General features: G+C 58.0%; 14 protein-coding genes. 7 read left to right on the forward strand and 7 right to left on the reverse strand.

Translation table 11 applies throughout. The annotated features are described in order from the left end of the window. Positions 1-212 precede the first annotated feature (212 nt). The 4 genes from ACXAEW_RS12630 to ACXAEW_RS12645 form a co-directional block, all read right to left on the reverse strand. A complete protein-coding gene (locus tag ACXAEW_RS12630; protein ID WP_474941650.1) occupies positions 213-1820 on the reverse strand; it encodes a peptide chain release factor 3 in 1608 nt (535 codons plus the stop codon). A 98-nt stretch (positions 1821-1918) separates the two neighbouring features. Next, positions 1919-2323 carry a hypothetical protein gene (locus ACXAEW_RS12635; RefSeq protein WP_474941651.1) on the reverse strand — a complete coding sequence of 135 codons (405 nt, stop codon included), beginning with the start codon at positions 2321-2323 and terminating at the stop codon, positions 1919-1921. Between the two features lie 35 nt (positions 2324-2358). After that, complete coding sequence (locus ACXAEW_RS12640; protein WP_474941652.1) at positions 2359-3414, reverse strand: extracellular catalytic domain type 2 short-chain-length polyhydroxyalkanoate depolymerase; 1056 nt, start codon at positions 3412-3414, stop codon at positions 2359-2361. A gap of 139 nt (positions 3415-3553) precedes the next feature. Beyond that, entirely contained in the window at positions 3554-4558 is a 1005-nt protein-coding gene (locus ACXAEW_RS12645) for a Hint domain-containing protein (RefSeq protein ID WP_474941653.1), read from the reverse strand. A 204-nt stretch (positions 4559-4762) separates the two neighbouring features. Between ACXAEW_RS12645 and ACXAEW_RS12650 the strand changes: the two genes are divergently transcribed. The 4 genes from ACXAEW_RS12650 to ACXAEW_RS12665 all read left to right on the forward strand — a co-directional run bounded on the left by ACXAEW_RS12650 (position 4763) and on the right by ACXAEW_RS12665 (position 9005). After that, the gene (locus ACXAEW_RS12650; protein ID WP_474941654.1) at positions 4763-5542 is read left to right on the forward strand and encodes an SDR family oxidoreductase; all 780 of its coding nucleotides are present in this window, start codon (positions 4763-4765) and stop codon (positions 5540-5542) included. Positions 5543-5544: 2 nt separating this feature from the next. Beyond that, positions 5545-6663, forward strand: coding sequence for a hypothetical protein (locus ACXAEW_RS12655; RefSeq protein ID WP_474941655.1), 1119 nt, complete (start codon positions 5545-5547; stop codon positions 6661-6663). Positions 6664-6774: 111 nt separating this feature from the next. After that, positions 6775-7821 (forward strand): methyltransferase domain-containing protein, encoded by a 1047-nt coding sequence (locus ACXAEW_RS12660; protein ID WP_474941656.1) that lies wholly within the window; start codon positions 6775-6777, stop codon positions 7819-7821. Positions 7822-7901: 80 nt separating this feature from the next. Next, positions 7902-9005, forward strand: a complete 1104-nt coding sequence (locus ACXAEW_RS12665) for an ABC transporter ATP-binding protein (protein ID WP_474941657.1) — start codon at positions 7902-7904, stop codon at positions 9003-9005. Between the two features lie 56 nt (positions 9006-9061). Here ACXAEW_RS12665 and ACXAEW_RS12670 read toward each other — a convergent pair whose 3' ends face one another. Then, positions 9062-9757, reverse strand: coding sequence for a helix-turn-helix transcriptional regulator (locus ACXAEW_RS12670; RefSeq protein WP_474941658.1), 696 nt, complete (start codon positions 9755-9757; stop codon positions 9062-9064). A gap of 41 nt (positions 9758-9798) precedes the next feature. Next, positions 9799-10110, reverse strand: coding sequence for a hypothetical protein (locus ACXAEW_RS12675; protein WP_474941659.1), 312 nt, complete (start codon positions 10108-10110; stop codon positions 9799-9801). Between the two features lie 223 nt (positions 10111-10333). Here ACXAEW_RS12675 and ACXAEW_RS12680 point away from each other — a divergent pair, with 223 nt between their 5' ends. The 3 genes from ACXAEW_RS12680 to tatC are packed head-to-tail and all read left to right on the forward strand — an operon-like array spanning position 10334 to position 11947. Further along, positions 10334-10552, forward strand: a complete 219-nt coding sequence (locus ACXAEW_RS12680) for a twin-arginine translocase TatA/TatE family subunit (RefSeq protein ID WP_474941660.1) — start codon at positions 10334-10336, stop codon at positions 10550-10552. A 6-nt stretch (positions 10553-10558) separates the two neighbouring features. After that, complete coding sequence (gene tatB, locus ACXAEW_RS12685) at positions 10559-11038, forward strand: Sec-independent protein translocase protein TatB (protein WP_474941661.1); 480 nt, start codon at positions 10559-10561, stop codon at positions 11036-11038. A gap of 3 nt (positions 11039-11041) precedes the next feature. After that, positions 11042-11947, forward strand: a complete 906-nt coding sequence (tatC, locus tag ACXAEW_RS12690) for a twin-arginine translocase subunit TatC (protein ID WP_474941662.1) — start codon at positions 11042-11044, stop codon at positions 11945-11947. A gap of 86 nt (positions 11948-12033) precedes the next feature. On the opposite strand, the gene ACXAEW_RS12695 is transcribed toward tatC, so the two are convergent. Beyond that, positions 12034-12231 (reverse strand): hypothetical protein, encoded by a 198-nt coding sequence (locus ACXAEW_RS12695; RefSeq protein WP_474941663.1) that lies wholly within the window; start codon positions 12229-12231, stop codon positions 12034-12036. Positions 12232-12374: the final 143 nt, after the last annotated feature.

The raw sequence follows: 12374 nt of genomic DNA on the forward strand, positions 1-12374 counted from the left end.
CTTGTTTTACAAAAGCAGCGCTCGAAAAACGGAAATGTTAGCTGACACCGAGGTGGCCATTTCTTGGAGTTTTGCAAAGACTGCTTACTACTTAAATCTACCGCAGGGTCGCGACGTCGTATCTGTGACCACACTCAGGCTGGCGATCTCACAGGCAAAGGGATGTCGCTGCAATAAAAAAGGAGCCCGGCGGGCTCCCTTTTCCAATCAGATCAGACCATCATTTCTTTGGTTGCGGTCAGCTTCAGCTCGGGGTGGTCGCGGACCACGCGGTCGATGTCCCATTGCAGACGGGTCAGGAAGACGTGGTCGCCGTCATGGTCAAAGGCCATGTGCTGTTTGTTGCGGTCGGCAAATTTCTCCACATCGGCTTTGTCACCGGACAGCCAGCGGGCCGAGGTAAACTGCGAGGCTTCAAACCGCACCGGCAGGCCGTATTCCATCTCGATCCGGCTTGCCAGAACCTCAAACTGCAGCGCCCCCACAACCCCAACGATAAAGCCCGAGCCAATCGCCGGTTTGAACACTTTGGCGGCCCCTTCTTCGGCAAATTGCATCAGGGCTTTTTCCAGGTGTTTCGCCTTCATGGGGTCGCCCGCGCGCACGCCTTGCAGCAGTTCCGGCGCGAACGACGGAATGCCAGACACCCGCAGCGCCTCACCTTCGGTCAGCGTGTCGCCAATGCGCAGCTGGCCGTGGTTCGGAATGCCGATGATATCACCGGCCCAGGCTTCCTCGGCCAGTTCCCGGTCCGAGGCGAGAAACAGAACCGGGTTGGACACGGCCATCGGTTTCTTGGTCCGCACATGGGTCAGTTTCATGCCGCGTTTGAAATGGCCGGATGCCATCCGCACAAAGGCCACCCGGTCGCGGTGCTTGGGATCCATATTGGCCTGCACCTTGAACACAAAACCCGCGACTTTCTTTTCCTCGGGCGCGATTTCCCGTGGTTGTGCCGATTGTACCTGCGGCTCGGGACCATAGGTAGAGATACCGCTCATCAGTTCCTTGACACCAAATGAGTTGATGGCAGAGCCGAACCAGATCGGCGTCATATGCCCCTCCAGCACCGCTTCTGGATCAAGGGCTGGCAGCAGTTCACGCGCCATTTCCACCTCTTCCAGAAGCTTTTCCAGAAGATGTTCGGGCACATGCTCAGCCAGTTTCGGATCGTCCAAACCATCAATCTGCATGCTTTCAGCGATCTTGTTACGGTCGGCGCGGTCCATCAGCTCCAGCCGGTCGCGCAGCATGTCGTAACAGCCGATGAAGTCGCGGCCCACACCGATGGGCCAGGATGCGGGTGTCACATCAATCGCCAGATTTTCCTGGATTTCGTCGATGATCTCAAACGTGTCACGGCTTTCCCGGTCCATCTTGTTACAGAAGGTCAGGATCGGCAGATCGCGCAGGCGGCAGACCTCAAACAGCTTCTGGGTCTGGCTTTCCACGCCCTTCGCGCCGTCAATCACCATGACTGCCGCATCCACAGCGGTCAGCGTGCGATAGGTGTCTTCCGAGAAGTCCGAGTGGCCGGGCGTATCCACCAGATTGAAGCGGTAGCCGTCAAAATCAAAGGACATCGCCGAGGCCGAGACCGAGATCCCGCGGTCTTTTTCCATCTGCATAAAGTCCGACCGAGTCCGGCGCGCTTCGCCTTTGGCGCGGACCTGGCCGGCCATCTGGATTGCACCCCCATACAGCAGGAATTTTTCCGTTAGCGTGGTCTTGCCCGCGTCAGGGTGCGAAATGATCGCAAACGTCCGGCGACGGGCAATTTCGGGTGGCAATTCGGGGCGATTTTTAGCGGTGTCCAACATGAGCGGGGATATAGGTAGTTTTTGAGACATGAGCAAGAAAAAGCCCCCTTTGTAACAAAGGGAGCTTTGCGACTTTCCGGGCCTGTTTCAGAGAGCCTTCAGGTGTCTTTTCCGTCCTGTGCCTTTTCAACCTGCTGGCTGATCCAGAAGGAATAGCCGACAAAGATATTATCCATTAGCTCCAGCGCCTGGGTGGTCTGCTTGCTCATCTGGGCTGAGGCTTGCAAGACGATATTGCTTTGTCGGTCGGCCAGTTTCGAGGTGGTGTCCGCGCCCGGCAGTTTGGAGGCATAGATCGCCCAGTCCTTCCAGTCTTCCTGCCATTGCTGCTGCATTTCAATCCCGCGCTTGCCGGCGCTGAAAAACAGGGACATCGCCTCAAACATTGTGTTGGGGCGATCCATCTTGGTGGCCAGAAGAGCCGCGTCTTTGAGCGTGCCCATGGCCCGCATGCCGTTTTTGGCCTGCACTTCACAGGGTTTGACGATGTGGTCTTCAAACATAGGTCTGATCCTTTTCGGGACGTTACGTCGCTGCGTTACAGAGAGGCCAGCTGGGAGAGCATCCCGTGGATGGCACTGATCTGAACCGCTTTTTGGGAATAATAGTCCGGCACAGGAGAATCTGTGTCGCTATAGCCCCACCAGTCCCAGCACCCTTCGGGGTTTTGCGCCGCATTGGTGTCTGTGCCGACAGCCTGCGGGAACAGCAGGATTATATTGTTGGCTTCGGCCATCTCCACATAGCCGGTTGTGGTGATGTAACGTGTCCCATAGGGGGGCTGATTGGCTTTGTCCGCCAGCCCGTTGACATAGTTCACGTAGGAATAGCCCTGTTTGCAACCATGCATCACGATATGGACGCCTTTTGCCTCAGCCGTGCCCTTGTCGACCTCTGAGGGGATATAGGCGTAGCCGTATTTCGCCATGCTGGCCCGCGTGCCTTCATCTCCCCAAAAGGGCTCCTGTTCAAACTGCACATAGCGCCCATAGGTGTGATGGGCTGCGGGTTTCAGTTTGCCATAGATATGTTCCAGCAGCTTGTGGGACTGGATGAAATCCCCCTTGTTGATATAGGGCGGTTTGTTTGCCCCCAGCGGGCTGTCGGTATCATTGACGGTGATGATCGAATGGCCTGCGGGCACCGTGTCGTCGAACGCGATGTTCTTGTCCGGCACGCCCAGCTCCACATAGAAATCCCGCGTCGCTGCCACTGTAACAGAGCGCACGACCCGGTCCTTGGAGCCGGTAAAAATATAGACTTTGTCGTCTTTCAGGTTCGTCAGATCGTCGATGTCATCGGTACAGCGCGCCTTGTCCGCCAGCTCTTTGCCATTTGGAGCGGTGTCCTTGGTCAGCGGGTTCATTGCCACGTAAAGCGCGTTCAGAACATAGGCATCGGCGGGTTTGTTGGCCGCATGCATATAGCTTTCGACGCAGCGATAGGGGCCGCCGGCAATCACGCCAGCCCCTATGAAATCGGCAGAATGCGCCACATGCATCTGCACAGTCATAAAGGCTCCGGACGACAGTCCAGAGATCGAGTGTTGGCCTTCGGTCTTGAACTTGGGAAGTGCAGAGGTTTCCAGATACATCGTAATCCCCGAAACTATGAGAAAGCGCCAAAGGCGCTGCTAAAATCATATCCCTAGGATAAGTTTGCCACAGGATTGAGTAAATCGGGTGACAGGCAAAGCTGCGCAAAATCGTACAACTTGGGGGTGTGTGATGAAATTACCGGCGGGATGCATCCTTGAGGATTGCCGCGGCATCCCCCTTGGGCAACTGCCCCTTGGCGGTTTCAACATAGGGTAAGGGATGATTGACCGCGTCCAGCGGGCGCATCTCCGACAGCAAATCCGCAGGCAGCGCCGGCTCGGTGAACGGGTCAAGGAACAGCGTCTCCGCCGCGATCCCCTCGGCATAGATGATGTGATGTCTGTCAAACAGGATCTGGAAATAATCCACATAGCCGCCGTCCTGCACCACAACCGAGGTGCCGTTGACCAGATCCCGCGCGCGCACCAGAATTTCGGGAACGCCTGCCCCGATCGCATCCGTGCGCTGATAGACCATCAACCTATGATCCGGGCTGACCACCAGGTTGTTTGCGTTATTCAGCGCGCCTTTGCGGATCAGAATGGGAGCCAGCGGCCCGACGGCCTGGGTCGTGTTCTGGCCGATCCAGCGGATCTCTTGCGGGCCGTCATCGCGGGTCAGTACCCGGTCGCCGACTTTCAGGTCCTCGATCCGGCGCTGGGCGCCAGAGGCCAGCGTGATATGGGTGCCCCGGCTAAAGGAAACGCAGGCAATCTGCGCCAGCTTGCGCCGCGTGCTGTGGCGATCTGCGGCCACCAGCGTATACCCTTGATCAGGTATCAGCGAGGCCAGAGGAATCAGGTAGATCTCGGCAATCATGCCGTCACTGTCGACTTCCACCGCGACCAGCGCCTCGACGTTGGCGCCGCGTGCAGGCATCAGGGTCACCACACAATCCAAATGCAGATCCGCCCCCGCAGCCCCCAACTGCGTATCCCGGGCCACAGACAGATGCCCGTCACGAAAGGCCGCAACGCTCAGCCGACGCGGGGCGTCTGCTGCGACCAGCTCATAGACGTCATCCAGCACCAGATCATCCATGACACCCAGATCATCCCCCATGTTTGCCCCTGATTCCACGCGGAACTGATCCGCGCGATAGGCTGGGATGGACAGGATAGAGGCAGAATCTCCGGGCATGGTGTATTTTGTTAACCGAGCGTGCGAGTGAAACGAAGTGGTGCGCATTGATTTCTCAATATGGACGATATGTAAAACTTTAATCTGAGAATGTGGCCATTTGCGGTCCTGCCTCGGGACATTTCATGGCGACGCAGGGCTGGTCAGACGGTTCTGCCTGTGTAAGTGTCGCGCGGCAAAGAACATGTTCAGAAAGGAAAGATCATGGATCTGGGGATTTCTGGTAAGAAGGCGCTGGTCTGCGCCAGTAGTAAAGGGTTGGGTCTGGGCTGCGCCGAGGCGCTTGCAGAGGCCGGTGTAAACCTTGTGATGAACGCACGTGGGACAGAAGCGCTTGAGGCCTCGGCCCAGGCGATCCGCGACGCTTATGGTGTTGAGGTAACGGCGGTTGCCGCCGATGTCACCACCGAAGAGGGCCGCGCCAAGGTTCTTGAGGCCGCAGGACAGATTGATATCCTTGTAACCAATGCGGGCGGCCCCCCTCCGGGCGTGTGGAGCGATTGGGACCGTGATGATTTTATCGCGGCACTTGATGCCAATATGCTGGCACCGATTGCCCTGATGAAAGCCACGCTGCCGGGTATGATCGACCGCGGCTGGGGCCGGGTGGTCAATATCACCTCGCAATCCGTAAAAGCGCCGATTGCGGTGCTGGGGCTGTCCAATTCAGCCCGCGCGGGGCTGACTGGTTATGTGGCTGGCACTGCCCGTCAGGTTGCCGAACATGGTGTGACGATAAACAACCTGTTGCCCGGCATTCACGCAACCGACCGCGCGGTGTCGCTGGATCAGGGCGTGTCCAGCCAGCAAGGCATCTCGATGGAACAGGCTAAAGCCAACCGCGAGGCAACCATTCCCGCCAGACGTTATGGCACCCGTCAGGAATTTGGCGCAACCTGTGCCTTTATGTGTTCACAGCATGCAGGGTTCATGGTTGGGCAGAACATCCTGCTGGACGGCGGATCAACCAACGCGACATTGTAATCATGGCATCAGGTTTTTCGTTAAAAGATCAATTATTTAACCAGGAAAAAGTCCGGTATCTCGCCGGGCTTTTTTCCGCCGCAGATCCCGATTTTCAGGAAAAAGACTTTGATGGCAAGGTGATGAGCCGTCTTCCTGATCTTGAGCTCAAAGAACGTATTGCCTGGATCGCAGAGGTTCTGGCCCAATTCCTGCCCGGCGATCTGCCAGATATCGCGCCGACCCTGCGCGCCGCCTTGCCGCCGCCACTGGATCCGACCCTGCGCGATGATGATTTTGGCGATTTCATCTTTGCGCCATTGGGCGAATTTGTCGTGGCCAAAGGCTTGGAGGACCACCCCGAGCTTGGCCTTGATCTTTTGTGCGATCTGACCCAGCGGTTTAGCATGGAATGGGCGATCCGACCCTTTCTGAACCGCTGGCAGGATCTGACCCTCGCCCGGATGCAGGATTGGGCGGCCCATGAAAACTATCACGTGCGCCGCTTGGCCAGCGAAGGCGGACGCCCGCGCCTGCCGTGGGGCGAAAACGTGGGGCTGTCCCTTTCGGACCCTCTGCCGATTCTGGATGTTCTGCACGCCGACAGCACCCGTTTTGTCACCCGGTCGGTGGCAAACCATCTGAACGACATCTCGAAAAAGGAACCAGAGCTGGTTCTGGCCCGCCTGCGCAAGTGGGCTGCGCAGAAGCAACAAGACGACAAGGAACTGCGCTGGATGACCACCCACGCCCTGCGCGGCTTGATCAAGGACGGCCACCCGGAGGCCATGCAGATGCTGGGCTATCGTCCCGACGCCGATGTAGCGGTGGATCTGTCGCTCGCCAGCCCGTCTGTGCAGATCGGCACAGCGCTTCAAATCAGCTGTGAACTGACGGCTGCCGACGATCTTCCGGTTCTGGTGGATTACGTGCTGCATTTCCCCAAACCAAATGGCAGCACCCGGCGCAAAGTGTTCAAGCTGAAACAGGCGAAGCTTAAAGATGGCACGCTGAAACTGGCCAAGAAACACCCGCTCAAAGGCAATGCCTCCACGTTCACGCTCTATCCTGGATCCCACCGGATCGAGGTGATGGTGAACGGTGTGGTGCGCGCAGAAACAGCATTTGACCTGACGGAATAGGAAACAATTCCCCGTACCAGATCACTGTTGCGTGACAGCGCGCGCCCATTTCTTGCGCGCTTCCCATGCGATGCGTAGCTCAGTTGGGCGAAGAAACAGGAGCGCGCCCGGATGAAACATGAGACTGTGCAGAACTATTACGGTGAGGTGCTGCAAGGCAGCGATGACTTGCAGACAAATGCCTGCTGCACGCCGGATGACATGCCCGATTACGTCAAACGGGTTCTGGGCCAGATCCATGACGAAGTTCTGATGCGCTATTACGGCTGCGGTCTTATTGCGCCGCTAGCCTTGCAGGGTGCGCGTATTCTGGATCTGGGCTGCGGGGCAGGGCGTGATGTCTATGCTTTGTCAAAACTCGTGGGGGAAACCGGCAAAGTTGTGGGGGTCGACATGACTCCGGCTCAGCTGGATGTGGCCAAACGCCATCAGGCGTATCACGCCGAAAAATTTGGCTATGCTCAGTCCAATGTGGAATTCCATCACGGCTATATCGAAACGCTGGACGAACTGGACCTGGAGCCGGGCAGCTTTGACATTATTGTCTCAAACTGTGTGGTGAACCTTGCCACCGACAAAGGCGCGGTGCTGCGCGGCGCGGCGCATCTGCTGAAAGAAGGCGGAGAGATGTATTTCTCGGACGTCTACGCAGACCGTCGCATCCCCAAAGACATGGCCGAGGATGAGGTGCTTTATGGGGAATGCCTTTCGGGCGCGCTCTATTGGAATGACTTCCTGACCATTGCCAAAGGTGCCGGTTTTGGCGATCCGCGCCTGGTCACAGCCCGTCCGCTGACCATCGAGAACCCGGCATTGGAGGACCGCGTTGCGCCGCTCTCTTTTGTGTCGGCCACCTATCGTCTGTTCAAACTGCCCGCGTTGGAAACCGCCTGCGAAGACTATGGCCAGGCGGTGATCTACAAGGGCACGGTGGACCACGCTCCGCATGCCTTTACGCTGGACAGCCACCATGTGATGGAAACCGGCAAGGTCTTCCCGGTCTGCGGTAACACCTGGATGATGCTCAAGAGCACGCGCTTTGCACAGCATTTCGAGTTTATCGGCAATTTCGACACCCATTACGGGATTTTTGACGGCTGCGGCGGTGATGCGCCCTTCTCCTTTGACACAGAGGGTGGGGGGCAACCCTGTTGCTGATCTTGCGTGATTTTGTCGGGATTGCTATTTGCGGCAGATGCCGGTGACAGTCCCGACCCACGCAAAAGGCCAATGCATCTATGAATACATCTGCTCAGCCCGTCATTGCAGGGACAGCGCCCCGCCTTGAAATCCGCAATATCCGCCGGTTTTTTGACGGACGCCCTGTGGTGGATGATGTCTCGCTGACCATTCAGGCGGGGCAGGTGACCTGTCTTCTGGGGCCGTCGGGTTGCGGCAAGTCGACAACCCTGCGCATTATCGCCGGGGTGGAGATGCAGGACGAGGGTGAGATCTATGTCGATGGTCAGCTGATCTGCGACACGGTCTACCGCGTGCCGCCAGAGCGTCGCGAGATCGGTTTGATGTTTCAGGACTTTGCCCTGTTTCCCCATCTGAGCGTCGCGGACAACGTGGCCTTTGGATTAAAAGGGCCCAAGGACCAGAAACGTGCCCGCGTGGAAGAGCTTTTGGCAAAGGTCTCCTTGGGGCGGTACATCGACGACTATCCGCATCAGCTGTCCGGTGGTGAACAGCAACGTGTTGCATTGGCCCGTGCCGTGGCTCCGAGGCCCCGGATCATGCTGATGGATGAACCGTTTTCAGGACTGGACAACCGCCTGCGGGACGGCATCCGGGACGAGACTCTGAGCCTTTTGAAAGAGGAAGATACGGCGGTTCTGCTGGTCACCCACGAACCCGAAGAAGCCATGCGCATGGCGGATGAAATCGCCCTGATGCGTAGGGGCAAAATCGTCCAGCAGGGCGCGCCTTATAATGTCTATACCCGCCCGGCGGACAAGGCGGCTGTTGGTTTCTTCAGTGACGTAAATGTGCTGTGCGGCACTGTTCGGGGCGCCTTGGTGGATACGCCTTTTGGCCAGTTTCTGGCCCCGGGTCACCCGGACGGAACCGAAGTTGAACTGGTCTTTCGCCCGCAACATGTGCGCATTGATTTCGACCGCAACGGCACGGGTCCGCTGCCCACCGCCACCGATGGGGTCGCCGCACGGGCAACCGTGGCGCGCGCGCGGTTTCTGGGGCATGAAAGTCTGGTGGAGTTCAAAATGGATTTCGACGGCTCCATCCTCAAGGCGACCGTGCCCAATGTGTTCCTGCCGGAACCCGGTCGTGCCCTGTGGCTGACCGTGCCGCGCCGCCGGTGTTTTATCTTCCCAAAGTGACAAGAGGGGACGTCAGAGAGCCGGGCTGTACCCGGCTGCCTCCGGCGGAAGTATTTTTAAGAAGATGAAGTCTGTGTGGCCTGGTTCTGGGGGACAAAGTCAGCCAGGGTCTTTCCCGGCTCATCCACGAACAGTTCGGGTAAGGCGCTGGCCTCTTCGATCAGATCCACCCGGAACACCCGGAAGGCCGCGCGTGTCTCGCACCAGGCGGTCAGGGTCCAGACCCGGCCCCAGTATTCCATATGAAGTGGGCGAATGGTGCGTTCGGTCAGTGTTCCGTCAATGCGCCGGTAGCGCAGCGCAAGTTTCTGTCGCGCTTTGATCGCCGCCCGCAGGGTCGACATATGGGAGAACCCGCGCGCCGCATCCGCAAAGGGGTAGACTGCGAATTTCCAGGCATCCGCTTCGGCAATGGTCTGGGTCGGCAGAACCGCGTCGATTTTGTCCGCCAAGGACAAGGCCGCGCGTTTCAGATCCGGATCTGCCGCCTCTGCCACAATGGCCATTCCAAGGTTCAGCGCCTCCAGCTCTTCGGAGGTGAGGTTCACGGGCGGCAGGGTGATTTGTTCGCGCACCACATAGCCAACGCCGCGCTCTCCTTCGACCGGAACGCCCGAAGCCACAAGCGTATCCATATCGCGGTAGACCGTCCTGACCGACACCTCCAGCTGTTCGGCAATGTCCTGCGCGCGGTGCAACTGCCCGTCGCGCAGGATCTGTATGATTTCAAACAGTCGATCCGTGCGGCGCATGGCCTACCCTTGGCGCATGGAGCCGTCAGACGTCAAGGGGATCAGGTGGCTTGCATCGTCCAATGTACCAATTCATGGCGCATCTGGATGCTGCCCGGTTTCATGGAGGCAATCAGCGCTGGCAGAAACGGCTGTGCCTCAAATGATTTGGCGGCGGCCTGTGCCGTTTCCATATCCTGCCAGATCACCGTATCGGTCCAGCGCCCGTCCTGACCGCAGCTTAGGCGGCGAAAGATAAAGCCCGGGCAGCTGCGCACAAACGCCTCGGTTCCTTGGATTTGCGCTAGGAACTCTTCGCGTGCAACTGTCTCTGCCAGTTCAAAGGTCACGGTCTCGGCCACAGTCTGTGTCATCATCAGTCTCCTTTTGTGATGTGATGGCTTCTCATAGCGTGGAGCAACTGACATAAACCTGTCAGTTGGGTGTGCGATCGCCGAGATAAAACGCTATTCTGCGTCGCAGCGCGGTCTCATCCGGGTGCAGAGCTTTGCATTGGCGGCAGGCGCGGCCTAACACTGGGGATAACAGAGATTGGTGGCGCGGCTGTGCCACAGACAACAATAAGGAGTGTTCGTCATGGGTATTGGAAATATCGGCCTTCCGGGTCTTCTGCTGATTGCAGTTGTTGTTCTTGTGCTTTTTGGTCGTGGCAAAATCTCGTCGCTCATGGGTGAAGTCGGCAAGGGCATTACCGCGTTCAAAAAGGGTGTGAACGACGGGACCAAAGAGCTTGAGGAAGACGCGGCAGAAACGGCCAAGGACGTGACGCCCGAGACCGAAAAAGACAAGGCGTAACCGCTTATGTTCGATCTTGGATGGACCGAACTTCTGGTCATTGGGGTGGTGGCGCTGATTGTCGTTGGTCCCAAGGATCTGCCGGTTCTGTTCCGCAATGTGGGCCGGTTTGTCGGCAGGGCACGGGGCATGGCGCGCGAGTTTAGCCGCGCCATGAATGATGCCGCCGATGAGGCCGGGGTCAAGGATATGGCGCAGGGGTTCAAGACCGCAACAAACCCGATGGGAGCGGTCAGCGACACCATGCGTAAGGCCGCAGAAGACCTGCGCGACACGGTTGATCCCACAAAATTTGGCAGCGCGGCAGATCCGGACGGCAGCACATCCGGCGGCCTGCCCGACCAGCGTGCCGATGACGCCAAGCGTATTCAGGCCGCCACCGCCCGCGCTGCTGCAGAACGAAAAGCGCGCGAGGCACAGGAAGCCATGGCCAAGGCCGATGCGGCAGAAGCGGCGCTCAATACACCGCCAAAGGACGAGGCTTAATACATGAGCCAATCAGAAGACATTGACGATTCAGCGGCTCCGCTGATCGAACATCTGGCAGAATTGCGGACCCGGCTGATCCGGGCCGTCGTTGCCTTTATCATTGCAATCAGCTTTTTCTTTGTTCCCGTTCAGGGGGAGTTCATCGCCGAACATGTGCTGAACTTTCTGGTGGACCCGATTGTCGAGAGCTTGCGGGCTTTGGGTGATCCATCTCCTACGCTCCAGTATACCTCGCCGCAGGAGTATCTGTTCACGCTGTTTCGGATCTCTATGGTCGGGGGCTTTGCGCTGTCATTCCCGGTGATCGGTTACCAGTTGTGGCGCTTTGTGGCGCCGGGGCTGTACAAAAGCGAGAAGGGGGCGTTTCTGCCTTTCCTGCTGGCCTCACCCGTCATGTTCCTGCTGGGCGCTTCCTTTGCCCAGTTTGTGGTGACACCGCTGGCGATGCAGTTCTTCCTGGGGTTTGCTGATGTGGCCTCGGTCTTTGCCAATCTGGTTGGGGATGGCGTTGACACCATTCCGGCGGATGTGGCCGTTGTGCCAGAAGCCGCGCAGGGGGTGAAAATTACCTTCTTTGGCAAGGTGAACGAGAGCCTGGACATCACGCTCAAATTCATCATGGCCTTTGGTCTGTGTTTCCAGCTGCCCGTTCTGCTGACCCTGATGGGCAAAGCTGGTCTTGTCAGCGCCGAGGGGCTTGGCTCTGTGCGTAAATACGCGATGGTGGCCATTCTGGTGCTGGCGGCCCTTGTGACACCGCCGGATGTGGTGACGCAGCTGATACTCTTCACCGTGGTCTATGGTCTTTACGAAGTGTCGATCTTCCTCGTGGGCCGGGTTGAGAAGAAGCGCGAGGCCAAGCTCAGAGCCGAAGGGTATTACGATGATGAGGTCGACGGGGAATAATCCCTGTCTCCCGTCTTTGAAACACCAAACGCCCCCGATCGCCGGGTGCGTTTTTATTTGGCGCTTGTGCAAAAACTGTGGCGGGATCAATTCGGTTGCACGGCGACCAGAACCAGCCCCAGCTGCACCTCGAGCTGTTTCAGTTTGCGCAGTTTTTCATCGGACAGCTCGGCCGAATCCGCCCTGATCTCTGCCAGCGCCACCACCGGGCTGCCCAGATCCTGTTCCAGACTTTTGATCGCGTTCAATGTCTCTGTCTCAAGCGTTGCAATGGGGTAGAGCATGGTTGGTATCCCTTCCTAAAAATGTCCGGTTTGCATGATCAGCCCGAACCCTGCGCCGCTCGTTTGAGCGCGCGCCGGGCGGTGCATCCCGTCTGAACCTAGGACGTCGCGGCGTTTTGGCAATTCGCCATGCTTGTCGTTGC

This window comes from Epibacterium sp. ABZ3_068 (assembly GCF_056159265.1).